Source organism: Leifsonia sp. (assembly GCF_051955155.1).
Classification (GTDB): domain Bacteria; phylum Actinomycetota; class Actinomycetes; order Actinomycetales; family Microbacteriaceae; genus Leifsonia.
Genome location: NZ_JBQCGZ010000100.1, coordinates 38,106 through 63,618 on the forward strand (window position 1 = coordinate 38,106; position 25,513 = coordinate 63,618).

Here is a 25,513-nt window from a genome sequence, read left to right on the forward strand (position 1 = left end):
GGCTCCTTGGTATCCGGCGTCTGCTCGGAACTCAGAAGCGGGGCTTCTTGCTGAGCGCGACGGCCGCGGTCGAGAACACGACGCCGGCGAGCATGAGCGTGACGGTCAGCGACTGGAGGAGCACCATCCAGAACGGCTGGAACGGGGTGACCGACACCCAGAGCCAGAGGATGGCGCCGATCAGCGTGATCACGTAGCTGAAGGTGCGGCGCGCGTAGATCGCGTTGAGGCTCACCACGGTGCCGGCGACGACCATCTGGAAGAACGGGAGCGCGGCGCCCGGGTTGCCGCTCCAGGTGGCGACGAGGCTCCAGATGCCGAGCACGAGCGTGACGAGCACCACGAGCGTGGCGATCAGGTTGCCGAGCGCCTTCGGGAGGGTCGCGCTGAGGCTGCGGACGAGGCCGCCGTTCTCGTCGTCGACGACGGGACGATCGGCTGCGGTCGTGTTCTGTGCGGTCAGGTGCGTGCTCACGACGACGATCCTACCGCCGAGACGCCGGCCGCCGCGCACCCGCCGCGAATGGCGGGGGATACGGTGGGGGCATGCCCGCATCCCGCCGCCGCCCGCCGCTCCCGCGCCGCATCGCCCGTGCCGACGAGGCCGTCGCCCGCCGCATCAACGCCCGCCGCACCGGAGTGGGCGCCGACGCGTTCTGGCGGCTGTTCACCGGGGCCGCCGACCACGGCAAGCTCTGGTTCGCTGTCGCCGGGCTGCTGGTCGCCATCGGCAAGCCGAAGGCGGCGGCGCGCGGGCTCGCGTCGCTCGGTCTGGCCAGCCTGGTCGCCAACGTGGTCGGCAAGCGGCTGGTCGGCGGCCAGCGCCCGGCGCTCACGTCCATCCCTGTCTCACGGCGGCTCGACCGCTCGCCCACCTCGCCGTCGTTCCCGTCCGGGCACACCGCGAGCGCCGTCGCGTTCGCCGCCGGGGTCGCGCTGGAGTCGCCCGCGGCGGGGGCCGCGCTCGTGCCGCTCGCGGCCGGTGTCGGCTACTCGCGGCTGCACACCGGGGCGCACTGGTTCTCGGACGTCGCCGGCGGCGCGGCGATCGGGGCGGGCGCGGCGCTGGCGCTCAAGGCGGTCACGGCGTCCCGCCCCCTGATCCCGACCCAGGAGCCGACGGCGGAGACCATCGCGCTGCCGGTCCTCGCCGACGGCGCGGGCCTCTTCATCCTGGTCAACCCCGGATCGGGCAAGGGCCTCGGCCGCCCCGACCCGGAGCCCCTGCTCGCCGAGCGGCTGCCCGCCGCGGACGTGCACGTGCTGGGTGACGGCGACGACATCGCCGCGCTCATCCGGGATCGCCTCGCCGGGGCCGCCCCGCCGACGGTGCTCGGCATCGTCGGCGGCGACGGGTCGGTCGGCGCGGTCGCGCACGAGGCGCGCCTGGCCGGGCTGCCGCTGCTCGTGCTGCCGGGCGGGACGTTCAACCACTTCGCCAAGGCCGCGGGCCTCGAGACGTTCGACGCGGCGCTCGACGCGTTCGCGGCCGGGACGGGACGGGAGGTCGACGCCGCGGAGCTCGCCTTCCCGACCGGGGAGCGCAGGACCGTGCTGAACACGGCCTCTGTCGGCGTCTACCCCGCGTTCGTCGCCGAGCGCGAGCGGCACGAGGACCGCTGGGGCAAGCCGCTGGCCGCGCTGATCGCCGCCGTGCGCGTGCTGCGCAGGAGCGAGCCGTTCGAGGTGGAGGTGGACGGCAGCGTCCGCAGGATCTGGTCGGTGTTCGTCGGCGTCGACCGCTACTACCCGCTCACCGTCGCGCCCATCGAGCGCCGCCGCCTGGACGACGGGCTCCTGGATGTGCGCATCCTCGGCGCCGGGCGCACGCCGAGGACCCGCGGTGCCCTCGCGCTGGCCTTCGGCGGCCGCGCGGACACGTTCGTCGCCCGGCTGCCGTTCCTGCAGGGACCGCCCGCCGTCGACGGCTTCACCGCCCAGGAGCTGAGCATCGCCGCCCACGGCGAGGACCCCGGCTACGCGCACGACGGCGAGGCCGCCACCGACACCCCGGGCGACGCGCTGCGCCTCACGCTGCTGCCCGCTGCGCTGCGCGTCTACGCTCCCTGAGCGCGCCGCCACCGGCGCGCTGCCCGCAGCACAAGGGCGAGGCCGCACAGGGTGAACAGTGCCGCGACCCCGACGCCGATCCGGTTCTCGGCCGCACCGGTGCTGGCCAGGTCACCGGAATCGCTGTCCTTCCCGTCGACGGGAGAGGCGGCGTCCGTTGTTCCCGGCTGCTCGGAGACGAGTCCCTCGGTTCGGAACGTCGCAGAGGTCTGCATGATGGCCTGAGTGCGCGTCGTCCTGGCGGCGCCTGCTGCGACATAGGTGTCTCCGGGAGCGGCCCCGTGGATGTCGACGCCCATCGAGAACGACCAGATGTCGCCGTAGGCGAGTGGGCCGTAGACCACGCGCACCGCCGTCGCGGCATCGGGGTAGACCGTCGACCACATCGAGGTCGGCGCTCCCGGCTCGCCGTTGCCTGCGTCGTCGGGGTCCACGCTCACGGCGGAGGGGTCGGCCGTCGTGTAGAAGACGGTCGCGCCGGTCGGCGCCTCGACGGGACTGCTGAGGGTCGCCGTGCCGGAGAAGCCGCTGCCCCTGCCGTCGCCGTCGCGCGGGAGGACGACGATGGTGTCCGTGCTCTCGGAGACGTAGGGGTCCCGCGAGGACATGGTCACGGTCCAGGCATTCGTTCCGTCGCCGTCACGGTCCAGCTCGACGACCGCGGCGGAGGCCGCCATCGTCAGCTCGTCGTGGCCTCCGTCGGGGACGACGAATTCCGTGCTCGCGTCGCGGCTGAGGCCCTGACTCGCCGCGCTCACGTCCGTTCCGAACGCCCTCCCCGCCGCGGCGTCCTCCGGCACCGTCGCCCGGAATTCCACGACACCGGGCGGATCGTTCGGCAGGACGTCGTCGAACGTCCAGGTCAGCGTCTGTCCGTCGGCTGCCGGATCGCCGCCGACGACCGGCTCGACCGTGGCGCTCCCTTCGACGTACCGCAGGCCGGAGGGCAGCTCGGCGGTCACCGTGACCGAGTCCCTGGCCGGATGGGGCATCACCGTCTCCAGGCCGTAGCTCAGCCGGTAGTCGGCGACCTCTCCGGGGCCATACTCCCGCTGCGCCACGTCGACTGCGATCAGCGGTTGCGACCCGACGACCTCGAGCACATCGCGACCGGGACCGGCGTAGTCGTAGCGATAGCCTTTCGCCGCGATGAGGCCGTTCGGACCGTACGGATTGTGGTCGATCGAGTCGAGACGGCTCTGGGCGCTCCGCCGCGACGTCGTCCACGCCCAGTCGGTCTTCCCCTGGTCGAGGAACGACGTCCACGTCCAGATGTCCTGCCCCGCCTCGACGTCGGGACGGATCCGCTGCTCGACGGCGAGGTAGACGAGTCCGTATGGCATCTCGGATTCTCCGCCCATCCCATAGCTGAGCTGCACCTTGACCGCTTTCACAGTGGAGAGGTCCGCCGGGGGCGTGGTCGACCAGCCGGCGGGGTTTCCGGCCGCCGGGTCTGCAGCGGAGGTCACGGTGCCGCAGGCGAACCCGTTCGGGTCGACGTCCTCGCCCGTGACCGCATCGACCATACCCCCCGTGTAGTACCAGATCGGATAGCGGTCGGAAGAGTCCTCGTAGTACAGCGCGTCGCCAGGCGTCATCACGACGCGAGCGGCCTCGAACGTCGCGTACTCGGTGTCGATCACCGAGCACATCCAGTACGGACTGACGCCGGGCCGCGGCGGTGTGCCGTCGGCCGCCACCGAGAGGACGGTCGCGCCGGCGGGAACGCGCCAGGTGGACTGCCACGGGCTGCCGGGGTAGGTGTCCGGTTGCTGGACGTTCAGCGCCCACTGATGGGTCCACGCGCCGCGGACGATGGCCACCGTGTTGTCGTTGTTCGCGCCGTCGTCGGTGGCGGTCTGGCCGTCCGCCGCTGTGTAGGTGATGGGCTCGGCCGAGACCGTGACATGAGAGCTCATCGCCGTGGTTCCGGTACCGATGGTGTCGACGGCCAGCTGGAGCTCGCCGGCGGCGACCACAGCCATCCCGCTCGGCAGCGGTTGGCCGTTCGAATCTGTGGTCGGTGCGGCCGCCCCGTACTGCAATCCGGTGAGCGTGAGCTCGAACTGCCTGGCGCTCACCTTGGTCAGTCTGCACTCGGGGAACGGAGCAGTCTGAGCCGGCGGGTGATGGTCGCCGGAGAACGGATATCCCGGTTGGCGGCGGTCCTGGGGGACACAGCCGCCTCCGCGAACCTCGACCTCGGGAGGCAGGTTGTTGGCGATCGTGAGCGGATAGGTCACCGTGTCCGGTCCGGCCGCCGCACCGGCGGCGTGTCTCAGCGCGAACGGGAAGGAAAGGTCCTGGTTCCGGTTCAGAGACGGGCTGATCAGCGCCGCCGGAGCACCGTCACTGAACGTGGCGTCCATGCTGAACGGCGCCGTGATCGGGATCGGCGGCAGTTGAGCGCGGTGACTCCCGAACTCGGCGATGGCCGAGACCTGGGCCCCTGCCGGGCCCGTCGCCACCACGCCGGTGAGCGCGAGCTGAGCTGTCCCCTGGTTCCTGGTGCCCAGGTTGCACGTCAGCGTCGTCCCCTCCGCCGAGAGAGCGGACCGTGGCACGACGTCGTTTCCGGCGCTGTCCGTCTCGGTTTCCAGGCACAGCGAGGGCACCTTCGTGAACCGGGCGTTCTGCACGGTCACGGTGAGCACGTTGTTGGCGACCGGATCGTTCGACGGCGCGGGCCGTCCGTCGTTGATGTCGAAGCGCCAGACCGCGGCGACCACGCCAACGCCGGAGAGCAGCTCGTCGGGCGGCTCGATCCAGTCCCCGCGCAGCTCGTAGCTCGTCGGCGCGGCGGCCGCGCCGCGAGGGTCGGCCGCGATGCCGGCGAGTGCGGTCGCTATGACTGCCGTGCCGACGACGATCGTCCGGCCCAGCGTGGACGAGCCCTCGCCGGATCGTCCTCGTGAGGGACGGGTGTGCCCGCGCATGTTCGGCTCCTCCCGGCGCCTTGGCGCAGAGCAATCGTGTCGGTGGAAGGCGCGGACCGCTCCCGGCTGCGTCGGACCGCTCGACCAGCATGACCGGCTGGGATCCGTCCTGACGCCGGTGGGCGAGGGAAGCCGCATGCCGATCGGTGAAAACCAGTGCCGTCGATGGCCGTCTCCGTAGTGCGTCGCCTACGCGTCCGCAGGGCTGCGCCGCGTGCCACCGCGACCTTCCGGACCTCGGCCATCGGCACATCATGCGGAGAGCGCGAACGCCTCCGGTGGCGCCGCGTCAGCCCTCGCGGACCACCTGGTCGGGTCGCTTGTCCGGCCGCAGGCCGCGCCAGGACGGTTGCCGCAGCCGCTCGGTGCCCGTCCACTCGGCGAACTCGACCTCGCCGACGAGCTCGGGGCGCACCCAGTGCGCGCCGCGCGCATCCACCGACGGCACGCCGTCGAGCGGGGGCGTCTTGCGCTCGTGCGCGCCGAGCTTGGCCGTCAGGTCGTCGAGCATCGTGTCGGTGAAGCCGGTGCCCACCTTGCCGACGTAGCGCAGGCCGTCGCCGTCGGGGATGCCGAGCAGCAGGGCGCCGATCGTGTTCGCGCGGCGGCCGTTGCCGGGCGTCCAGCCGCCGATGACGACCTCCTGCGTGCGGTGGTGCTTGATCTTGATCCAGCTCCGCGAGCGGCGCCCGGTGGAGTAGCCGCTGTCGCGCAGCTTGGCGACGACGCCCTCCAGCCCCAGCTCCTTGGACGAGGCGACCGCGTGCGCCAGGTCGCCGTCGAACGCGGGAGGGACCTGCACGGGGTCGCTCTTCGACGGCCGCAGCGCCGCGCGCAGCGCGGCCCGCCGGTCGTCGTACGGCTGGCGCCGCAGGTCGTCGCCGTCGCGCTCCAGGATGTCGAACACCATGTAGTGCGCGGGGGCGCGCTTGGCGGCGACCTCGACCTCGGCCGGCTTGGTGAGGCCCATCCTGGTCTGCAGCAGGCCGAAGTCCGGCCGGCCCTGCCGGGTGAGCGTGACGATCTCGCCGTCGAGGACCAGGTCGTGCCCGTCCGCGAGCGCGATCAGGCCCTCCAGGTCCGGGTAGGTGCGGGTGACGTCGTTGCCGTTGCGCGTCGTGAGCCGGAGCCTGCCGCCGCGGATCTCGGCGATCGCGCGGATGCCGTCCCACTTCATCTCGAACGCCCAGTCGTCCTCGTCGTGGATCTCGCCGGGGGAGCCGAGGGTGGCGAGCATGGGGGAGACGGGGGTGCCGGTGATCGGGCGGCCGGGGGAGGCGGCGGGCTTCTTCGCGGCGGGCGAGGCGTTCTTCGGGGGCGCGTCCTTCTTCGTGGGCGCCGCGTCCTTCTTCGCCGCCTCCTTCTTCGCCGGCGCCGCGTCCTTCATCAGGTGGATCAGCCAGTTCTTCTCGTCGCCGCCCTGCTTCGTCGCGATCAGCGCGAACTTCCGCGGCTCGCCGCCGAGACCGCCGTCCGGCTGCCCGTGCAGGGTCGCGATCACCTCGTCGTCCCGCCACTTCTCCAGCTCGTACTCGCCGTGGTCCCAGATCTCCACGTGCCCCGCGCCGTACTCGCCGTGCGGGATGTCGCCGGCGAACGTCCCGTACTCCAGCGGGTGGTCCTCCACGTGCACCGCCAGGTGGTTCTGCTTTGGGTCGGTCGGCGGCCCCTTCGGCAGCGCCCAGCTGACCAGGACGCCGTCGTGCTGCAGCCGGAAGTCCCAGTGCAGCCGCCGGGCGTGGTGCTCCTGGATGACGAACGAACGGCCGTCCGCCGCGTCCGGGCTCACCTCGAGCGGCACCGGTTCCGGCGTCTTCTCCGCGTCGCGCATCGAGCGGTAGGTGCTGAGCCGGTCCGCCCCCGCGGCCGCGGCCGCGCCCGCACGGCCCGCCGAGAGGTCGGCGAGCGGGTCGCCGCGGCGCTTCACGCGCTGGAGCACCTCGGTGTAGTCGAGGTGCCGCAGGTCCTTCGACGCGAGCTCCCGCCAGGTGCGCGGCGCTGCGACCGTCGGCCGGAAGCGTCCGCGCAGCGAGTACGGGGCGATGGTCGTCTTCGCGCCGTTGTTCTGGCTCCAGTCGACGAGCACCTTGCCGACCCGCAGCGTCTTCTTCATGTCGCTGACCACCAGGTCGGGATGGTCCGCCTCCAGCGCCCGCGCCAGCTCGTGCGCGACCGCCGACACCTGGTCGCTGGTCTGCGAGCCGTCGAGCGCGGCGTACAGGTGGATGCCCTTGGAGCCGCTGGTCACCGGCATCGGGTCGAGCCCCATGTCGTCCAGGATGGCCTTCGCCCACCTGGCCACCTCCGCGCACTCGGCGAGCGTCACGCCGTCGCCGGGGTCCAGGTCGAGCACCAGGCGGTCCGGGTTGCGGCGCTCGCCGCCCTTCCCGACGCGCCACTGCGGCACGTGGATCTCCAGCGACGCGATCTGCGCCAGCCAGATCAGCGTCGCGGTGTCGTTGACCAGCGGGTAGCTGTTGGTGCTCGTCTTGTGCGTGACCGTGCTCTGCACCACCCAGTCCGGAGTCGAGGCGGGGTCCAGGTTCTTCTGGAAGAACACCTGGCCGGGATGCTCCGGGGTGCCGACGCCGTGCACCCAGCGCTTGCGGGTCGCGATCCGGTCGCGCACGTGCGGGATCATCACCTCTGCGATCGCGCTGTAGTAGCCGATCACGTCCGCCTTCGTCGTCCCGGTCTCCGGATACAGCACCTTGTCGAGGTTCGTCAGCCTCAGCCGGTGCCCGTCGATCGAGACCGTCTCGGTGTCCTCAGCAGCCATGCGAGTAACGTACGCCCGCCCCCACCGCGCCCGCCTCCCGAGTACGCAGAAAGTGGGCCGGAAACGGTCGAGTACGCGGATTGTCTGCGTACTCGGCTGTTGATAAACCCGTACTTCGCGGACACGATGGGGGCATGAGGGCCATATGGACGGGTGCGATCACCTTCGGTCTGGTCAATGTGCCGGTGAAGGTCTACAGCGCGACCGAGGACCACGACGTCGCGCTGCACCAGGTGCACGACGCGGACGGCGGGCGGATCCGCTACAAGCGCGTGTGCGAGATCGACGGCAAGACCATCCCGTACGAGCACATCGCGAAGGCGTACGACGACGGCGAGCGGACGGTCATCCTGACCCCGGAGGACCTGGAGTCGCTGCCCGCGGAGCGCAGCAGGGAGATCGACGTCGTCGAGTTCGTGCCGAACGACCAGCTCGACCCGCTGATGTTCGACCGCAGCTACTACCTGGAGCCGGACTCCAAGTCGCTCAAGGCGTACGCGCTCCTGCGCAAGACGCTGGAGGACGAGGACCGCACCGCGATCGTGAACTTCGCGCTGCGGCAGAAGACCCGGCTCGGCGCCCTGCGCGTGCGCGGCAACGTGCTCGTGCTGCAGACGATGCTCTGGCACGACGAGATCCGCGAGGCGGACTTCCCGTCGCTGGAGTCCACCCCGCGCATCACCGACAGGGAGCTGTCGCTCTCCGCCGCGCTGATGGAGAGCTTCGCCGGCGACTTCGAGCCGGAGAAGTTCTCCGACGAGTACCAGGAGGAGCTCCGCAAGCTGATCGACGCCAAGCTGGAGCAGGGCGAGAGCATGGACACCGCGGCCACCTTCGGCGAGGAGGAGACCGAGAAGAAGGGCGGCGGCGAGGTCATCGACCTGATGGAGGCGCTGCAGCGCAGCGTCGAGCGCAGCCGCACGGCCAAGGAGCCGGCGAAGAAGACCGGCACCGGCACCGCGAAGTCCGGCGCCGGCTCGGCCAAGAAGCCGGCGGCCAAGAAGACGGCCTCCACGTCCTCCGCCGCGAAGAAGGCGCCCGCGAAGAAGGCAAAGAAGCCCGCGTGACCCGGCTGAGACGAAGCGACCCGTCCGGCCCGGGGTACGCGCGCCGCACGACGGCGAAGGGGCCGGTGTACGAGGACGAGGCGGGGAACCGCATCGTCGATGAGCGCGAGCTGGAGCGCATCCGCTCGCTCGTCATCCCGCCGGCTTGGCAGGACGTCTGGATCTCGCCGGACGCGCGCGGCCATATCCAGGCGGTCGGCACCGACGGGGCCGGCCGGCGGCAGTACCTCTACCACGAGTCGTGGCGCATCCATCAGGACCGGATCAAGTTCGAGCGGGCGGCGCAGCTGGCCGAGACGCTGCCCGCTGCCCGGCGCAAGGTGACGATGGACCTGCGGAGCGATGGCTTCGGCCGCGACCGCATCCTGGCCGCCGCATTCCGGGTGATCGACCTCGGATCGCTGCGGATCGGCAGCGAGGAGTACCTGCACGCCAACGGCAGCCGCGGGCTGACCACGCTGCTGTGCCGGCACGCCGACATCGACGGGGACGCGGTGACGCTGACGTTCCCTGCGAAGTCCGCCCAGAAGTGGGCGAGCACGATCGAGGACGAGGACCTGGCGGCGCTGCTGGGCGAGATCGTGGCGCTGCGCGGCGCGCGCTCGCGGCTGTTCTCGTGGAAGGACGGCACCTGGCACACCATCCGTCCGGCCTCGCTCAACGAGTACATCCGGCGGCAGAGCGGCGGGGAGTTCACGGCGAAGGACTTCCGGACGCTGCACGGGACGATCGTCGCGGCGAAGGCGCTCGCCGAGCTCGGCACCGCCGACACCGAGGCGAAGCGCAAGAAGCGCGTGAGCGCCGCCGTGATCGAGGCCTCCCAGGCCCTCGGCAACACCCCGGCGATCGCGCGCAACAGTTACATCGACCCGCGCGTCTTCGACCGTTACCGCTCGGGCGAGGTCATCGACACCTCGGGCGGCCGCGCTCCCGAGCCCGCCCTCCTCGAACTCCTCTCCACCTCCTGATCCGCTCCCGCCACAGCTAGTCGGAGGACGGGGAGGAGAGCGGGGAGGCGATCTCCTCAAGGGACTTGCGCTCGGCGTCGACGCCGAGGAAGAGCTCCACGAGGCCCGCCGCGATCATCAGCCCGGCGCCGATGTAGTAGCCGATGACGACCGCGTGGATGCCGCCGCCGATCAGCTGCCCGAACAGGATCGGCCCGACGATGCCACCGAGGCCGGTTCCCACCGCGTAGAAGAACGCGATCGCCATCGCCCTGGTCTCCATCGGGAAGATCTCGCTCACCGTCAGATAGGCACTGCTCGCGCCCGCCGACGCGAGGAAGAACACGGCCATCCAGCATGCCGTCAGCCAGAACGCGTCCAGGACGCCGCTGTCGAACAGGACGGCCGTGCCGACCAGCAGGACGCCGGAACCGATGTAGGACAGCGTGATCATGAACCGCCGGCCGATCGCGTCGAACAGGTGGCCGAGCACGATCGGCCCGAGGAAGTTGCCGATCGCGATCGGCACCAGCGACCACGGCGCGACATCGTCGGGGACGCCGAGCAGCTTGGTCAGCACGAGCGCGTAGGTGAAGAACACCGCGTTGTAGAGGAACGCCTGGCCGATGAACAGCGACAGCCCGAGCACGAACCGCTTCGGGTACTTCGTGACAGCGACGCGCACGATCTCGCCGAAGCCGGTCGTGCGGCGCTGCCGGATCTCGATGGCGCGGTCGTCTGGCACCGCCTCCAGCGGCCGGCCCTTCTCCTCCTCGATGCCGTGCTCGATCTCGCCGACCACCGTCTCGGCGTCATCGTCACGGCCGTGGATGAACATCCAGCGCGGCGACTCCGGAACGTTCCTGCGCACCAGCAGGATGACGAGGCCAAGTACGGCGCCGAGGCCGAACGCGATGCGCCAGCCGATGTCGGCCGGGAAGATCGCGGTGTTCAGCAGGAACACCGTCAGGATGGCGCCGAACGCGGTGCCGAGCCAGTAGGAGCCGTTGATCGCCAGGTCCACGACGCCGCGCCGGCGGGCGGGGATGAGCTCGTCGATCGCCGAGTTGATCGCCGCGTACTCGCCGCCGATGCCGGCGCCGGTGAAGAACCGGAAGACGAAGAACATCCAGGGCGTCACCGAGAACGCGGTGAGCACCGTCGCGAGCAGGTAGAGGCCGAGGGTGATGATGAACAGCTTCTTCCGGCCGAACCGGTCGGTGAGGTATCCGAACACCAGTGAGCCGACGCACGCGCCCGCGACGTAGATCGCCGCCGCGAGCCCGACCTCGCCGGTGGTCAGCCCCAGGCCGGAGGCCGGATCGGTGAGCCTGCTGCCGATCGCGCCGACGATGGTGACCTCGAGCCCGTCGAGGATCCACACCGTCCCGAGGCCGATCACGACGAGCCAGTGGAAGCGGGACCAGGGCAGCCGGTCCATGCGTGCGGGGATGAGGGTCTTGATCGTCTTGAGTTCCCTGGGTGTCGCCCGGGAATCGGATGCGTGTGTGCTCACGACGGCACCGTACGAGGACTCCCTCGCGCGAGGCAGGCCCTTGACATCGGCGACGCCTGCGAGGTAAGCGACGACACGCCTAGCGGCCCCCCGTGCGACTGTCAACCCCTTGTTGGGGGAGAGCGCACTCTGCCTAACCTGTTATCGGATCGAGGCAGAAGTACTGCTGTACGAGACGCAAGGGATGACACCATGACTGTGCTCGAAGTGACCAACGACCCGGTGCGCGACTACCTCAATTCGATCGGACGGACGCGGCTGCTGACTGCCGATGAAGAGGTCGCGCTCGCGAAGCGGATCGAAGTGGGTGTGCTGGCGGGCGAGCGTCTGGCGACGCGGCCCGGACTGACCCCGATGGAGAAGCGCGAGCTGCGCTACCTGGAAGAGGACGGCAAGCGCGCGTTCGAGCGCTTCATCGAGGCGAACCTCCGCCTGGTCGTCAGCATCGCCAAGCGCTACGCGGGCCGCGGGCTCGCCGTGATGGACCTGATCCAGGAGGGCAACCTCGGCCTGGTGCGCGCGGTCGAGAAGTTCGACTACCGCACCGGCAACAAGTTCTCCACCTACGCGACCTGGTGGATCCGACAGTCGATCCTGCGCGGCATCGCCGACACCGCCCGGCTGATCCGCATCCCGGTGCACACCGTGGAGAAGATCGACAAGCTGGACCGCATCCGCCGCGACCTGGGCGGCGAGCTCGGCCGCACGCCGACGCTGGAGGAGATGGCGGAGGCCGCCAACCTCACCCCGGCCGAGGTGCACAAGCTGCAGATGAGCGACTCCGAGACCGTGTCGCTGGCCGTTCCGGTCGGCGAGAACGAGGGCGCAGAGCTGGGCGACCTGATCGAGGACGGCGACGCCCCTGGCCCGTCGGAGTCCGTCGAGGTCGAGTTCCGCCACCGCGACCTGGAGGAGCGCCTGCGCGAGCTGCCGCCGCGCGACGCCAAGGTGGTCCGGATGCGCTTCGGCCTGGACGGCCAGAAGCCGATGACTCTGGACGAGGTCGGCGAGGTGTACGGCATCACTCGCGAGCGCGTCCGCCAGCTCGAGACCCGCAGCCTCAAGCGCCTGCGCTCGCCCGAGCTTCTCGAGTACCTCCGCTAGAGGCTCGCGAGCACACGAAAGACGTCGCCGTCCGCTCGGATCGGCGACGTTTTTCCTGTGCTCGGCGGCCCCGCGAGGGGAGGGGGCGTTAGCCGCGGGTCAGCGGCCGGGAGGGGAGTCGGCGTCGACCTCGTCGGCGCCCAGGGCGCCGATCTCCTCGGTCAGCTGCAGGCCCTGCGCGCTGTTCGACGACAGCGTCAGCTGCTCCAGCCAGGTCTTGTTGATCTTCGGCATCCGGCCCCCGCTGTAGCGGAACAGCAGCGGGATGGCCGGATCGATCCAGATCGCACTGCGACCGTCCCCGACGCCCTGCTCGTCGCGCCAGGAGAAGAAGAAGCCTTCCTTGCGCCGTAGCTTCAGTCCGACGACGATCTGCAGGTGCGCGAGGACCCGGTCCTCGAAGCCGATCTCGGTGGTTCCGCCGTACACAAGCTTGCCCATGTCGAAACCGTACCCGACGCGGTCCAAAAACTTGCATTCCCGTCTCGCGCGACGCGCGGGCGTATGGTCGGGCGGTGAAGCAGCGCATCCTCGTCACCGGAGCCACCGGCTACATCGGCGGGCGCCTCGTCCCGCGCCTGCTCGAACGCGGCCACACGGTGCGGGTGCTCGTGCGCTCGCCGCAGAAGCTCACCGATGTCCCGTGGGCGCAGCAGGTGGAGGTCGTGCAGGGCGACCTCGGCGACCCGCGCGCGGTCGAGGCCGCGGTGGACGGTGTCGACACCGTCTACTACCTGGTCCACGCCATGCGCGCCCGCGGCGACTTCGAAGAGGAGGAGTCGGCCGCTGCCCGCGCCGTCGCGACCGCGGCGAAGCGAGCGGGCGTTCGCCGGATCGTCTACCTCGGCGCCCTGCACCCGGACGGCCCGCTCTCGCGGCACCTGCGCTCGCGGGTGGCGGTGGGCCGCATCCTGCTGGAGTCCGGGGTCCCCACCGTGGTGCTGCAGGCCGGCGTGGTGATCGGCTCCGGGTCGGCATCGTTCGAGATGATCCGGCACCTCACCGAGGTGCTGCCGTACATGCCTGCTCCGCGCTGGGTGCGCAACCGCATCCAGCCGATCGCCGTGCGCGACGTGCTGCATTACCTGCTGGAGGCCGCCGAGCTGCCGAGCGAGGTGTCGCGCGCGTTCGACATCGGCGGCCCGGACATCCTGCGCTACGGCCAGATGATGAACGGCTACGCCGTTGAGGCGGGGCTCCCGCAGCGGCCGATCGCCTCCCTCCCGGTCTTCACGCCCTGGCTCGCGTCGCAGTGGGTGAACCTGGTGACGCCGATCCCGCGCGGCCTGGCCGTGCCGATCATCGAGTCGCTGCAGTACGACTGCGTGATGCGCGAGCACGACATCGACGCCGTGATCCCGCCGCCGCCCGGCGGCCTGACCGGGTACCGTGCCGCGGTGCGGCTCGCGCTGGCCAGGATGCGCGCGGGCAGCGTCGAGACCAGCTGGCAGGACGCGTCCGTCGCGGGCGCGGCGAGCGACCCGCTGCCGAGCGACCCGGACTGGGCCGGCCACACGGTCTTCACCGACCTGCGCGAGCGGGACAGCCGCGCCGCCCCGGACGCGGTGTGGCGGGTGATCGAGGGCATCGGAGGCGAGCGCGGCTGGTACTCGTTCCCGCTCGCCTGGGCGCTGCGCGGCTGGGCCGACAAGCTGGTCGGGGGAGTCGGCCTGCGTCGCGGGCGGCGGGATGCCGACAAGCTGCAGACCGGCGACGCCCTCGACTGGTGGCGCGTCGAGCACCTGGAGCGCGGCTCCCGGCTGCGGCTGCGCGCCGAGATGCGGGTGCCGGGCCGGGCCTGGCTGGAGCTCGGCGTGGAGCCGCGGGTGGGCGGCTCGCGGTACCGGCAGCGCGCGGTGTTCTTCCCGCGCGGGCTGTCGGGCCGGCTCTACTGGTTCGCGATCCTGCCGTTCCACGGCATCATCTTCAACGGCATGGCGAACCGGATCGTGCTGGAGGCGGAGGGCGGGCGTCAGGCGCTCACGCGTCGGACGGAGCGGCGATCAGCGTGGTCGCGCTGAGGTCGTCGAGGAACCGGGTCACCGTCTCGCGCTCGGCGGGCGTCAGCTTCTTGACGACCTCGAACCGGCGGGCGTGCTGCATCCCCATCGTCCTGCGGACCTCGCGGTGCGTCTCCGGGGTGATCTCCACCGTCACCGCTCTGCGATCGGTCGGGTGCGGCTTGCGCACGACGTGCCCCGCCTTCTCCAGCCGGTCGAGCAGCTTGGTCACCGACGCGGTGGAGACGTGCAGGTGGTCGGAGAGCGCGCCGGCGGTCACGGGAACGTCGGCGTTCATGGAGGCGATGACGTACCGCAGTGCCTTCATGTCGGTCTCGTTGAGCTTCATGTGGTTGCGCGAGAGGAAGCTGAGCCGCTGCTCGGCCTCCCGCCAGTTGCGGATGGCCTCGAGCAGCCGGACGACCTGCGCGAGCTCGGCATCGTCGAGGTCGTCGTGGCGGACGAGCTCCTGGCGCGGGTCGATCACGCGGGGGTCGACGAGCGACCGCGAGATGCGCCGCGCGTCGTCCTTCGAGCTCATGCGGACATCCTATTCCCAACTGTAAGATGCGTGCTAAGTTATTTACTAACTTGGCTAGACATGGGAGGGCGGACCATGACCCAGCTCCACCCGATGGCGCCGCCGTCGGCGCCGCTGAACAGACTGGTCGCGCAGACCGCGGCGACGCTCAGCGAGGTCGAAGCGGCGCTCGACTCCTTCTTCGACGAGCAGGTCATGGCGGCGGCCGAGCACGGCGACGATTACCGCCGGCTGTGGCAGGCCGCCTGGGACGCGTCCCGGGGCGGCAAGCGCATCCGGCCCCGGTTCGTGCTCACCGCCTTCCACGGCCTCGACGGCGCCGAGACGGCCTCCGCCGTCCGGGTGGCCGTCGCCTTCGAGCTGCTGCACACCGCCTTCCTGCTGCACGACGACGTGATCGACGGCGACACCGTCCGCCGCGGCCGTCCGAACGTCGCCGGCGAGTTCACCGCTGACGCGCTCTTCCGCGGGGCCGGGCTTCCCCGGGCCCGGCTCTGGGGGGAGTCCGCAGCGATCCTCGCCGGCGACCTGCTGCTGCACGCCGCGACCGGGCAGGTGGCCAGGATCGAGGCTCCGGCCGCCGTGCGGGAGCGGCTCCTCGACGTGCTCGAGCGCGCGATCTCGGTCACGGCGGCGGGCGAGCTCGCCGACGTCGGGCTCGCCACCGGGATGACCGGCGCCGACATCGCCGAGGTGATGGCCATGACGGAGCGCAAGACCGCGGACTACTCGGTGTCCGGACCGCTCGTCGCCGGCGCCCTGCTGGCCGGTGCCCGCGACGACGACGGCGGACTGCTGGAGGCGCTCGCCGGCTACGGCCGTCTCGTCGGCGTCGCCTTCCAGCTCGGCGACGACCTGCTCGGCGTCTTCGGCAACGAGGTCGTGACCGGCAAGAGCACTGTGAGCGACCTGCGCCAGGGCAAGCAGACCTCGCTGGTAGCCTTCGCCCGCGGCACCGACGCGTGGCCGCGGATCGCGGACGGCTTCGGCGACGACGGCCTCGGTCGCGAGGGCGCGGACCGCATCGCGACCGCCCTGGAGGACTGCGGCGCCCGTGCCTTCGTGGAGCGGCTGCTGCACGAGCACGTCCAGGAGGCGGTCGACGCGCTCGACGAGCCCTCCGTCCCCTCCGCTCTGGCCACGGAGCTCGCGCTCGTGGCACGCTCGTGCATCGGGAGGATCGCATGACACGGACAGCACCGGCAGCGCCCGTCGTGGCGCCGCCCAGCGACCTCGCCCTCTACACCAGGGCGGCACGCCGCAGCGCCGCGACGATCATCCACGAGTACTCGACATCGTTCAGCATGGCGACCCGGCTGCTCGCGCCCGAGGTGCGGCCGTGCGTCGAGGACGTGTACTCGCTGGTGCGGGTCGCCGACGAGATCGTCGACGGCGCGGCGGCGGAGGCCGGCCTCGACCTCGACGACCAGCGCGCGCTCCTGGACGCGCTGGAGGACGACACCGAACGAGCGATGCGCACCGGATACAGCGCGAACGTCGTCGTGCACGCGTTCGCGGCGACGGCGCGGGATTGCGGCATCGGGGTCGAGCTGACCCGGCCGTTCTTCGCCTCCATGCGACGGGACCTGAGCCCCGTGGACTTCACGGCGGAGGAGCTGCGCGAGTACGTCTACGGCTCGGCCGAGGTGGTCGGGCTGATGTGCCTGGCCGTCTTCCTGCACGACAGCCCGGTCCCGGATGCGACCCGGCGGCGGCTCGAGAACGGCGCGCGGAGGCTCGGCGCCGCCTTCCAGAAGATCAACTTCCTGCGCGACCTCGCCGTCGACTACACCGAGCTGCACCGCAGCTACTTCCCCGGGATCGACCCGGCCCGGCTCACCGAGCGGCAGAAGCTGGCGCTCGTGGTCGACATCGATTGCGATCTCGGCGCCGCGGCGGACGTCATCCCGGAGCTCCCCGACAACTGCCGCCGCGCCATCCTGGCCGCGCACGGCCTGTTCGCGGAGCTGAGCGACCGGATCCGGGCGACGCCCGCGCCCGAGCTGCTCGCGCACCGGGTCAGCGTGCCGACGCGCGCCAAGCTCGCCGTCCTGCTGCGCGCGACCACCGGGACGTTGCGGTGACCGGTCCGCAGCGCGTCGTCGTGATCGGGGGCGGCATCGCCGGTCTCGCCTCCGCCGCGCTGCTCGCGCGCGAGGGCCACCGGGTCACCCTGCTGGAGCAGCGCCGCGAGCTCGGCGGCCGGGCGGGCAGCTGGGAGGCGGACGGCTTCCGGTTCGACACGGGACCGTCCTGGTACCTGATGCCGGAGGTGTTCGACCACTTCTTCCGGCTGCTCGGCACGAGCACGGCCGAGCAGCTGCGGCTCGTCACACTCGACCCCGGCTACCGCGTGTTCGGCGAGGGCGCGGACGCGCCCCTGGACGTGCGCGCGGACGGCGCAGCCAACCGCGCGCTGTTCGAGAGCGTCGAGCCGGGAGCGGCCGCGGCGCTCGACCGCTACCTGACGAGCGCCCGCGAGACCTACCGGCTCGCCGTCGACCGCTTCCTGTACGCGACGTTCGCCTCCTACCGGCCGCTGCTGGCCGGGGAGGTGCTGGCACGGACCGGCCGGTTGCTGCGGCTGCTGTTCGAGTCCCTGGACCGGCGCGCGGCCGCCACCGTGCGGGACACCCGGCTGCGGCAGATCCTCGGCTACCCTGCTGTGTTCCTCGGCACCTCGCCGAAACGCGCGCCGAGCATGTACCACCTGATGAGCCACCTCGACCTCGACGACGGCGTCCGCTATCCGCTGGGCGGCTTCGCCGCCCTGATCGACGCCGTGGCCGGCCTCGCCGCCGCGGAGGGCGTCGACATCGTGACGGGCGCGCGGGTCACCGGCATCCGCACCAGCCCGGCCGGCCGGCGCCGACGCCGCAGCCGCGCGGGCGTGACGGGTGTGACCTACCTGGACGCCGCCGGAGTCAGCCACCGGCACGACGCCGACGTCGTGGTCTCTGCCGCCGACCTGCACCACACCGAGACCGCCCTGCTCCCTCCTGAGCTGCGCAGCCACCCCGAGCAGCGCTGGGAGCACCGCGACCCGGGGCCTGGCGCGGTGCTGGTGATGCTCGGCGTCCGCGGCGAGCTGCCGCAACTGGCCCACCACAGCCTGTTCTTCACGCGCGACTGGGATGCGAACTTCGACCGGATCTTCGGCGCGGACCCCGGCATCCCGGACCCGGCGTCGCTCTACGTGTGCCGCCCGAGCGCGACCGATCCCGGCGTCGCTCCGCCCGGCTGCGAGAACCTGTTCGTGCTGGTCCCGGTGCCCGCCGACGTCTCGATCGGCGTCGGCGGCGTCGACGGCGATGGCGATCGCCTCGTCGAGCGCACCGCGGACGCGGCGATCGCGCAGGTCGCGGCCTGGGCGGGCATCCCGGACCTCGCCGACCGGATCGTCGTGCGCCGCACGGTGGGCCCCGGTGACTTCGCGGACGACTTCAACGCCTGGAGCGGGGGAGCGCTCGGCCCCGCGCACACGCTGCGCCAGAGCGCGTTCCTCCGGCCGGGCAACGCCTCGAAGCACGTCGACGGACTGTTCTACGCCGGCTGCTCGACCATCCCCGGCATCGGCCTGCCGATGTGCCTGATCAGCGCCGAGCTGGTGGTCAAGCGGCTGCGCGGCGACGAGAGCGCCGGGCCGCTCGCGGAGCCGCTGCGGCCCGTGGCGGCGGGGGAGCGCGTGCCGTGACCCTGCTCTACCTGGCCGCGCTGCTGCTGGCGCTCGGCGCGATGGTGCTGCTCGACCGCCGGTTCCGCCTGGTGTTCTGGCGGGACACGCGCCGGGCGGCCATCGTGCTGGCGATCGGCCTCGTCTTCTTCCTGGCGTGGGACGCCGCCGGGATCGCGTTCGGCGTGTTCGCCCGCGGAGCGTCGACCTACCTCAGCGGGGTGGACATCGCGCCGGAGCTGCCGCTCGAGGAGGTCTTCTTCCTCACCTTCCTCTGCTACCTGACCCTGGTGCTGCTGTCCGGGTCGCGCGCCGTGCTCGATCGCGGGAGGAAGACGTGACCTACCTGCTGATCAGCGTCGTGTTCCTCGCCGTCGCCGCCGTCGTGCTGGCGGTGGCGCTCGCGCGCCGGCCGGACCGCGCGGCGCTCCTGCGGCGCTGGTGGCCAGCGGCGCTGATCACGGGAGTCGCCCTGGCTGTGCTGACCGCCGTCTTCGACAACCTGATGATCGCCGCCGGCCTGATGCGGTACACCGACGCCAACACGTCCGGCGTCCGGCTGGGGCTCGTGCCGATCGAGGACTTCGCCTACCCGCTCGCCGGTCTGCTGCTGCTGCCGGCGCTCTGGCTGCTGCTCGGGCGGCGGCGCGACGGAGGCGCGTCGTGACCGCCACGGTCGCCGCGCGCCCGCTGCGGCAGCTGCTGCTCGCCTCCCGGCCGCTCAGCTGGATCAACACCGCCTTCCCGTTCGCCGCCGCGTACCTGCTGACGACCGGGCGGGTGGACGCGACGCTCGTGATCGGGACGCTGTACTTCCTCATCCCGTACAACCTGGCGATGTACGGCGTGAACGACGTGTTCGACTACGAGTCCGACCTCCGCAACCCGCGCAAGGGCGGAGCCGAGGGTGCGCTGCTCGACCCCGGCCTGCACCGGAGGACGCTGATCGCGGCGGCGGTGACGAACGTCCCGTTCCTGGTCTACCTGGTCGTCGTCGGCTCGCCGCTGTCCTGGCTGGTCCTCGCGCTGAGCGTGTTCGCGGTGCTCGCGTACTCGATGCGCGGGCTGCGCTTCAAGGAGATCCCCGTCCTGGACTCGCTGACATCGAGCACGCACTTCGTGAGCCCCGCCCTCTACGGTCTGGTGCTCGCGGGGGCCACGTTCACGCCAGGGCTCTGGCTGATCCTCGCCGCGTTCTTCCTGTGGGGGATCGGCAGCCACGCCTTCGGCGCCGTGCAGGATGTCGTCCCGGACCGGGAGGCGGGCATCGCCTCGATCGCGACCGTGTTCGGCGCGGCGGGGACGACCCGGTTCGCGATCGCCGCGTGGGCCCTCGCCGGCAGCGCGATGCTCGCGACCCCGTGGCCGGGCCCGGTCGCCGCGCTGCTCGCGCTGCCGTACATCGCGACCGCGCTGCCCTACTGGAGCCTGCCGGACGAACGCGCGAGCGCCGCCAACCGGGGCTGGCGGCGCTTCCTGTGGATCAACTACGCGTGCGGGTTCGTCGTCACCCTGCTGCTGATCGCCTACGCGCTCGGCTGATCCGGCCGCACCAGCTGCTGCAGGCTCCAGCCGTTGCCGTCCGGGTCGGTGAAGGTCACGAACCGGCCCCACGCGAGGTCGGCGACGCCCTGGGCGTCCACGCCGTTCTCGGTGAGGTGGGCGAGTGCGGCGTCCGCGTCCGGGATCACGATCTGCAGGCCCTTCATCGTCCCGGGCTCCATGTCGGTGAGCCCCTCGCCGAACGCGATCGAGCAGGCGGACCCGGGAGGGGTGACCTGCACGAAGCGCAGCGTCGGCGAGACGCGGTGGTCGTGGTCGGCGTTCCAGCCGAGCCTGTCGACGTAGAACTCTTTCGCCCGGTCGATGTCCGTCACGGGGACGATGATGAGCTCGATGCGCCAGTCGCTGATCGTCATGGTCGTTGCCTTCCTTCGATGTCGGTTTCTCTCGCTGTCCTTCGAGCCTATTCGGCATAGCGGTCAGGTTCCGGCCGCAATCCGAATCCGGCGAATCCACGGCGACGCACGCTAGTCTCGACCTCCATGAGCGACAGTCCCGCCGCGCCGACCCCGTACGAAGTCCTCGGCGTCAGCTCGACCGTGAGCCAGGAGGAGCTGCGCCGCGCGTACCGCAGACTCGCCCGCGAGACGCACCCGGACACCGGGGGCACGGCGGCCGCGTTCCAGGCGGTGCAGGCGGCCTGGGAGCTCGTCGGCGACCCGCAGGACCGCGCCCGCTACGACCGCGGCGAGTCCCTGGTGATGGACGCCGTGTCCGGCGACTCCGGAGCGGGCGGCTTCAGCGCGACCGTCCACCAGACCCGGTCCTCCTCGCGCGGGGCGAGCGTGCGCGCCCGCAGCTACGGCCATCCCGGCGGTCAGGCCCGCGAGCGCTTCCTGACCCTCATGCGCGAGTGGATGGGCAGGGGCACCGAGCTCGACGACCCGTACGATCCCGCGCTCGTCCGCTCCGCCCCGCGCGAGATCCGGCAGTTGCTCGCGGTCGCGCTCGCCGAGGAGGCGACGGCGCGCGCGGTGTCCTCGCTCGGCATCGGCTTCACCATCTGGAACGACGTCGCCGTGCACCCGGCGAGCGACGAGAAGCTCGACCACATCGTCCTCGGGCCGGCCGGCCTGTTCGCGATCCGCTCCGCCGACTGGGGGAGCGAGGTGAAGCTGGCCAAGGGCGAGGTGGTCGGGCCCGGCATCCCGCATGACGAGGAGCCGCTGCACGAGCTGTACCGGTCCGCCAAGAGCTTCGGCAGGCAGGCGGGCGTCCGGTTCACCGGCCACATCGTCGTCGTGCCGGACGACGCCCTCGTCGTCCCGTTCGACGTCGTCCAGCGCGGCCGGCTGGCCGGGTCGCTGCTGGTGCGCCGGTCGCTGCTGCCGAAGATCCTCCGCGACGGCGCGAACGCGGCGGGCCGCGAGAGCGTCGATCGCGCGTTCGAGCTCCGTCCGCGTCTCCAGGAGGCTGTCCGCTTCGTCTAGCGGTCGCCCCGAGCCCTCGCTTCCGGAGTTCTTCACGCTCGGAACCGATCACGGCGCGGGGAGCGCCACGCACGGGGACGGGCGCGTACGGTGGAAGCATGTCCTGCATCCGGTTCAACACCCCCGCCCAGCGACAGGCCATGCGCGAGTACGCCCCGGCGATGCTCACCGCGGAGGAGGCCGCGGCCCTGCACCCGGCGCCCGAGGTGACCGAGAGCAAGATCCGGCGGCTGCGCCTGCTCGCCACGGACGCGAACCCCAAGATCCGGGAGGCGGTCGCGTCCAGCTACAACACCCCGGAGGACCTGTTCCTGACGCTCGCGAAAGACCCGGACGACGGCGTGCGCGGCTGCGTCGCCAAGAACGAGGCGACGCCGTGCGACATCCTCCGGATGCTCGCCGACGACCGGTCGGAGACCGTGCGCGGCTGGGTGGCCGTCAACTACTTCGTGCCCGCCGACGTGATGGAGAAGCTCGCCCGCGACCGCAGCCGGACGGTGCGCAGCCTCGTGAAGTGGAAGGCCGACCTGGCGGCCGAGGCGGCCGAGGCGGCGGAGACCGCGCAGACCGCGGAGGCGGCGGTCTGACGTGCCGTCTCCGACGAGCGTCCGCGTCGACTCCTGGGCGTGGGCCGTGCGGCTGTTCAAGACCCGCTCGGCGGCGTCGGACGCCTGCAAGGCCGGCCACCTGAAGGTCAACGGCGACCGCGCGAAGCCGTCCCAGCCCGTCAAGGTGGGGGATGAGGTGCGCGCGTTCGTCTCCGGCACCGAGAAGATCTACATCGCGCGCCGGCTCATCGTGAAGCGGGTCGGCGCCGCGGTCGCCGCGGACTGCTTCGAGGACAGGACACCGCCGCCGCCCCCGAAGACCGAGGCGCCGGCCACGGTCCTGCGCGAGCGCGGCGCCGGCCGGCCCACCAAGCGCGACCGCCGGCTGATCGAGCAGCTCCGGGGCCGCTGATGGCGCGGGCGCTGGTCGGCATCTCCGGCTGGACGTACGCGCCGTGGCGCGGCGTCTTCTACCCCAAGGGGCTGCCGCACCGCGCCGAGCTGGAGTACGCCGCGGAGCGGATGGACTCCATCGAGATCAATGGCAGCTTCTACTCCCTGCAGCGCCCGACCAGCTACCGCACCTGGGCGCGCAACACCCCGGACGACTTCGTCTTCGCGGTCAAGGGCGGCCGCTACATCACGCACATCCTGCGGTTGCGGAACTGCCGGGGCGCGCTCGCGAACTTCTTCGCCTCCGGCGTGCTCACTCTCGGTCCCAAGCTCGGCCCGCTGCTGTGGCAGCTGCCGCCCACCCTGCAGCTGGACGCCGAGGCGCTCGACGCGTTCCTCGCCCTGCTGCCGAAGACCGTCGCGGAGGCGCGGGTGCTCGCCCGCGAGGCCACCCTCGACGAGGACAGGGCCGACCTCGCCGCCGACGTCGCGGACGCCCCGCTCCGGCACGCCGTGGAGGCCAGGCACCCGAGCTTCACCGACCCGGCCTTCGCCGCCGTCGCGCGCGAGCACGGCGCCGCGGTCGTCGTCGCCGACACCGCGGGGCGGTATCCCGTGCTCAGGGACGTGACCGCGGACTTCGTGTACGTGCGCCTGCACGGCGACGAGGAGCTCTACGTCTCCGGCTACACCCCGGAGGCGCTGGACCGCTGGGCGGGCGACATCCGGGCCTGGCTGGCCGACGGCCGCGACGTCTACGCCTACTTCGACAACGACGCCAAGGTCCGCTCGCCCGTCGACGCGATGGCGCTGCGCGAGCGCCTCGCCTGAGCCGCCGCCATCCGCCCCGGAGTTCTGCGCCCTCCGGATCGGTGCGTTGCGTGAGCGAAACGGAGGAGACTCGCGGCTCCCGGGCTCTCCCTTCCTCCGTTACCGGCGAATCGCGGGTTGCGGTAGGGAAAGTCCTCCGTTACGGACGCCGGCGGGTTCAGTTCTGCAGCACGGACAGCACGTTGCCCGCCGGATCGCGGAACCACGCGATGTCCGGACCCTGCCCGGCCGCCTTGCCGCGCGCGATGCCCTTCGCGTCGGTGGGGAAGTCGGCGTCGTCGTAGATCTTCGTGACGACCCCCTTGGTGTTCAGCTCGTCGACGGCCGCGTCGATGTCCGCGACCACCAGGTTCAGGATGGTGAAGCTCGCCGGCTCGTGGTTCGGCTTGGGGTACACGAACACGTGGGAGCCGCCCGGCAGCGCGATGTCGAGGTTGCCCATCGGCCCGTCGCCGACGTCCAGTCCGAGCGTCGCGCGGTAGAAGTCGCGGGCGGCGTCGATGTCGTCGACGCTGAACCCGCTGAAGATGTCGAGTGCGGTGACCATGCGCCAACTCTGCCCCAGTCCATCGAAAGGCGGAAGCACCGCTCTCCGCGCCCGGGTTACCGTGGAGGCATGGAATCCCTTCTCAGGCGGCTCGACCGGATCGCGGGCGGCCGGCACGCCGGCTACACCGTCCCGGAGGAGGGGCGGGAGCACCCGCGCACCCGGCGCGCGTTCGTCGTCATCTCCTGGCTCCTGGTCGCGGAGCTCCTGATCGGCGTCGCCGCCGTCGCCGTCGCGACCGTGCTCACGCTCCAGGGCGCGCGCGTGCCGTTCGCCGTGTGGATGCGCTCCGTCGTCGTCCTCGGCATGACGGTCACGCTGTTCTACTTCGCCTGGCGCGCGCAGAAGGGCTACTACTGGGCGTACTCGCGGCTACGGCTGTTCTCGAAGATCTTCCCGGTGGTCACGCTCGTGATCGCGGCGATCCCCGGCCTCTACCCGCTCTGGATGGTGAGCGAGCAGATCCTGTTCAGCCTGATCCTGATCGGCGTCGCCGACTACCTCGACTCCGACCACATGCGCGCGGTGTTCCCGCGGCCGGGGAACCAGGGCACGATCGGCGACGTGCGCGCCTGATACTCGGCGTACTCGGGGTAGCGCGACTTCGAGATGCTCTCCGTGAACACGGTGGAGCCGATGAACAGCCCGGTCAGCAGCAGAGGGCCGATCACGGTCCACTGCAGCAGCGAGCCGGCGGCGACGCAGCCGAAGAGGAAGACGACCCACCACTGCGCCTGCTCGAAGAAGAAGTTCGGGTGCCGCGAGAGCCGGAACAGCCCGGTCTGCAGGAACCGCGGGCTCGGCTCGCGCCCCGCCGCCTTCTCCGCCTTCTTCCACTGGTGGAAGTTCCACTGCTGCTGATCGGCGCCGGTCTCGCCGATCCGGAAGAGGTGGAAGATCACGGCGCACGCCACGTCGAGCGGCCCGAGCGGCGTGCGGTGCTCGAACGCCGTCCACGCGGGAAGGGTGATGAGCAGCAGCAGCACGTTCTGGTAGATCACGATGAAGAACAGGTTGAACGCCGCGAACGCGCCCCTGCTCATCCGGCCGCGCAGCACCTCCCAGCGGTAGTCCTCCCCGCCGGGCGCGTAGCCGCCCTTGCGCGCGAAGTTGAACGTGAGCCGGATGCCCCACAACGTTACGAGCGCCGCCATCAGATTCAGGCGCCCGTCCTGCAGGCCGGCGGCCGCGGCGAAGATCCAGACGTAGACCAGCGGCACCACCGACCAGATCCGGTCGACCCAGGAGTGCTCGCCCGTGATGAGCGAGAGCACCCAGGTCAGCGTACAGACGCCGGCGAGCACCCAGAGGCAGATCAGAAACGGCTCCACCCGCACATCTTAGGGCGGAAGCGGCGCGGACGGCGCCGCTCATCATTAGCTGCCACGCGCCGAACGTGGCTCAGGGGTTGAAGTAGCCCCCGCAGATCGCCGACATTGACCTGCTGAGAGTCTGCATGGCGCGCATTCTGGCTCGGTACTCCCCTATAAATATTCCAGACGTAAATCGAATTATGTAAGGTGGCGACATGAGAACCAGGATCGTCGCTTCTCTGTGCAGAGCCGGTC

Annotated in this window: 25 protein-coding genes; 16 read left to right on the plus strand and 9 right to left on the minus strand. The window is 71.4% G+C overall.

Annotation, left to right across the window (positions count from 1 at the left end; translation table 11 throughout):
• Positions 1 to 31 precede the first annotated feature (31 nt).
• Entirely contained in the window at positions 32 to 475 is a 444-nt protein-coding gene (locus tag ACTHMF_RS11135) for a hypothetical protein (RefSeq protein WP_314149649.1), read from the minus strand.
• A 71-nt stretch (positions 476 to 546) separates the two neighbouring features.
• Here ACTHMF_RS11135 and ACTHMF_RS11140 point away from each other — a divergent pair, with 71 nt between their 5' ends.
• Positions 547 to 2,070 carry a bifunctional phosphatase PAP2/diacylglycerol kinase family protein gene (locus ACTHMF_RS11140; protein ID WP_440317580.1) on the plus strand — a complete coding sequence of 508 codons (1,524 nt, stop codon included), beginning with the start codon at positions 547 to 549 and terminating at the stop codon, positions 2,068 to 2,070.
• On the opposite strand, the gene ACTHMF_RS11145 is transcribed toward ACTHMF_RS11140, so the two are convergent.
• Entirely contained in the window at positions 2,058 to 5,006 is a 2,949-nt protein-coding gene (locus tag ACTHMF_RS11145) for an isopeptide-forming domain-containing fimbrial protein (RefSeq protein ID WP_440317582.1), read from the minus strand. The genes ACTHMF_RS11140 and ACTHMF_RS11145 overlap by 13 nt on opposite strands.
• Positions 5,007 to 5,295: 289 nt before the next feature.
• On the minus strand, positions 5,296 to 7,785 hold the full coding sequence (locus ACTHMF_RS11150) for an ATP-dependent DNA ligase (protein WP_440317584.1): 2,490 nt from the start codon (positions 7,783 to 7,785) through the stop codon (positions 5,296 to 5,298).
• A gap of 134 nt (positions 7,786 to 7,919) precedes the next feature.
• On the opposite strand from ACTHMF_RS11150, the gene ku reads away from it, so the two are divergent.
• Together ku and ACTHMF_RS11160 are read left to right on the plus strand one after the other, a co-directional pair.
• Positions 7,920 to 8,852, plus strand: a complete 933-nt coding sequence (gene ku, locus ACTHMF_RS11155) for a non-homologous end joining protein Ku (protein ID WP_314146347.1) — start codon at positions 7,920 to 7,922, stop codon at positions 8,850 to 8,852.
• Positions 8,849 to 9,820: a DNA topoisomerase IB gene (locus ACTHMF_RS11160; protein WP_314146348.1), complete on the plus strand. Its 972-nt coding sequence runs from the start codon at positions 8,849 to 8,851 to the stop codon at positions 9,818 to 9,820. Before ku ends, ACTHMF_RS11160 begins: the two co-directional genes overlap by 4 nt.
• A gap of 16 nt (positions 9,821 to 9,836) precedes the next feature.
• Here ACTHMF_RS11160 and ACTHMF_RS11165 read toward each other — a convergent pair whose 3' ends face one another.
• Positions 9,837 to 11,240 carry an MFS transporter gene (locus tag ACTHMF_RS11165; protein ID WP_440317625.1) on the minus strand — a complete coding sequence of 468 codons (1,404 nt, stop codon included), beginning with the start codon at positions 11,238 to 11,240 and terminating at the stop codon, positions 9,837 to 9,839.
• A 267-nt stretch (positions 11,241 to 11,507) separates the two neighbouring features.
• On the opposite strand from ACTHMF_RS11165, the gene ACTHMF_RS11170 reads away from it, so the two are divergent.
• Entirely contained in the window at positions 11,508 to 12,419 is a 912-nt protein-coding gene (locus tag ACTHMF_RS11170) for a sigma-70 family RNA polymerase sigma factor (RefSeq protein ID WP_314146350.1), read from the plus strand.
• 99 nt (positions 12,420 to 12,518) lie between these two features.
• On the opposite strand, the gene ACTHMF_RS11175 is transcribed toward ACTHMF_RS11170, so the two are convergent.
• Positions 12,519 to 12,860 carry a DUF7882 family protein gene (locus ACTHMF_RS11175; RefSeq protein ID WP_314146351.1) on the minus strand — a complete coding sequence of 114 codons (342 nt, stop codon included), beginning with the start codon at positions 12,858 to 12,860 and terminating at the stop codon, positions 12,519 to 12,521.
• A 74-nt stretch (positions 12,861 to 12,934) separates the two neighbouring features.
• Here ACTHMF_RS11175 and ACTHMF_RS11180 point away from each other — a divergent pair, with 74 nt between their 5' ends.
• Positions 12,935 to 14,440 (plus strand): SDR family oxidoreductase, encoded by a 1,506-nt coding sequence (locus tag ACTHMF_RS11180; protein ID WP_440317587.1) that lies wholly within the window; start codon positions 12,935 to 12,937, stop codon positions 14,438 to 14,440.
• On the opposite strand, the gene ACTHMF_RS11185 is transcribed toward ACTHMF_RS11180, so the two are convergent.
• Positions 14,400 to 14,960, minus strand: a complete 561-nt coding sequence (locus ACTHMF_RS11185; protein ID WP_440317589.1) for a MarR family winged helix-turn-helix transcriptional regulator — start codon at positions 14,958 to 14,960, stop codon at positions 14,400 to 14,402. The genes ACTHMF_RS11180 and ACTHMF_RS11185 overlap by 41 nt on opposite strands.
• A 75-nt stretch (positions 14,961 to 15,035) precedes the next feature.
• On the opposite strand from ACTHMF_RS11185, the gene ACTHMF_RS11190 reads away from it, so the two are divergent.
• The 6 genes from ACTHMF_RS11190 to ACTHMF_RS11215 are packed head-to-tail and all read left to right on the plus strand — an operon-like array spanning position 15,036 to position 20,175.
• On the plus strand, positions 15,036 to 16,148 hold the full coding sequence (locus ACTHMF_RS11190) for a polyprenyl synthetase family protein (RefSeq protein WP_440317591.1): 1,113 nt from the start codon (positions 15,036 to 15,038) through the stop codon (positions 16,146 to 16,148).
• Complete coding sequence (locus ACTHMF_RS11195; protein WP_314146355.1) at positions 16,145 to 17,044, plus strand: phytoene/squalene synthase family protein; 900 nt, start codon at positions 16,145 to 16,147, stop codon at positions 17,042 to 17,044. The genes ACTHMF_RS11190 and ACTHMF_RS11195 overlap by 4 nt, the downstream gene beginning before the upstream one ends.
• Entirely contained in the window at positions 17,041 to 18,654 is a 1,614-nt protein-coding gene (gene crtI, locus ACTHMF_RS11200) for a phytoene desaturase family protein (protein ID WP_440317593.1), read from the plus strand. Before ACTHMF_RS11195 ends, crtI begins: the two co-directional genes overlap by 4 nt.
• Positions 18,651 to 18,974, plus strand: a complete 324-nt coding sequence (locus ACTHMF_RS11205) for a lycopene cyclase domain-containing protein (RefSeq protein WP_440317595.1) — start codon at positions 18,651 to 18,653, stop codon at positions 18,972 to 18,974. Before crtI ends, ACTHMF_RS11205 begins: the two co-directional genes overlap by 4 nt.
• Positions 18,971 to 19,300: a lycopene cyclase domain-containing protein gene (locus tag ACTHMF_RS11210; protein WP_440317596.1), complete on the plus strand. Its 330-nt coding sequence runs from the start codon at positions 18,971 to 18,973 to the stop codon at positions 19,298 to 19,300. Before ACTHMF_RS11205 ends, ACTHMF_RS11210 begins: the two co-directional genes overlap by 4 nt.
• Complete coding sequence (locus ACTHMF_RS11215) at positions 19,297 to 20,175, plus strand: prenyltransferase (RefSeq protein WP_440317598.1); 879 nt, start codon at positions 19,297 to 19,299, stop codon at positions 20,173 to 20,175. Before ACTHMF_RS11210 ends, ACTHMF_RS11215 begins: the two co-directional genes overlap by 4 nt.
• Here the strand turns inward: ACTHMF_RS11215 and ACTHMF_RS11220 are convergent.
• Entirely contained in the window at positions 20,160 to 20,552 is a 393-nt protein-coding gene (locus ACTHMF_RS11220; RefSeq protein ID WP_440317599.1) for a glyoxalase superfamily protein, read from the minus strand. The two genes, ACTHMF_RS11215 and ACTHMF_RS11220, sit on opposite strands and share 16 nt — an antisense overlap.
• Before the next feature lie 126 nt (positions 20,553 to 20,678).
• On the opposite strand from ACTHMF_RS11220, the gene ACTHMF_RS11225 reads away from it, so the two are divergent.
• From ACTHMF_RS11225 to ACTHMF_RS11240, 4 genes are all read left to right on the plus strand, one after another.
• Positions 20,679 to 21,626: a DnaJ domain-containing protein gene (locus ACTHMF_RS11225; RefSeq protein WP_314146363.1), complete on the plus strand. Its 948-nt coding sequence runs from the start codon at positions 20,679 to 20,681 to the stop codon at positions 21,624 to 21,626.
• 98 nt (positions 21,627 to 21,724) lie between these two features.
• Positions 21,725 to 22,213, plus strand: coding sequence for a hypothetical protein (locus tag ACTHMF_RS11230; RefSeq protein ID WP_440317600.1), 489 nt, complete (start codon positions 21,725 to 21,727; stop codon positions 22,211 to 22,213).
• A 1-nt stretch (position 22,214) separates the two neighbouring features.
• A complete protein-coding gene (locus ACTHMF_RS11235; protein ID WP_440317602.1) occupies positions 22,215 to 22,586 on the plus strand; it encodes an RNA-binding S4 domain-containing protein in 372 nt (123 codons plus the stop codon).
• Positions 22,586 to 23,398 carry a DUF72 domain-containing protein gene (locus tag ACTHMF_RS11240; RefSeq protein ID WP_440317604.1) on the plus strand — a complete coding sequence of 271 codons (813 nt, stop codon included), beginning with the start codon at positions 22,586 to 22,588 and terminating at the stop codon, positions 23,396 to 23,398. The genes ACTHMF_RS11235 and ACTHMF_RS11240 overlap by 1 nt, the downstream gene beginning before the upstream one ends.
• 157 nt (positions 23,399 to 23,555) lie before the next feature.
• Here ACTHMF_RS11240 and ACTHMF_RS11245 read toward each other — a convergent pair whose 3' ends face one another.
• Positions 23,556 to 23,945, minus strand: coding sequence for a VOC family protein (locus ACTHMF_RS11245; protein ID WP_440317606.1), 390 nt, complete (start codon positions 23,943 to 23,945; stop codon positions 23,556 to 23,558).
• Positions 23,946 to 24,014: 69 nt separating this feature from the next.
• On the opposite strand from ACTHMF_RS11245, the gene ACTHMF_RS11250 reads away from it, so the two are divergent.
• A complete protein-coding gene (locus tag ACTHMF_RS11250) occupies positions 24,015 to 24,521 on the plus strand; it encodes a hypothetical protein (RefSeq protein ID WP_440317608.1) in 507 nt (168 codons plus the stop codon).
• On the opposite strand, the gene ACTHMF_RS11255 is transcribed toward ACTHMF_RS11250, so the two are convergent.
• A complete protein-coding gene (locus ACTHMF_RS11255) occupies positions 24,443 to 25,276 on the minus strand; it encodes a DUF1295 domain-containing protein (protein ID WP_440317610.1) in 834 nt (277 codons plus the stop codon). The genes ACTHMF_RS11250 and ACTHMF_RS11255 overlap by 79 nt on opposite strands.
• Between the last annotated feature and the right edge of the window lie 237 nt (positions 25,277 to 25,513).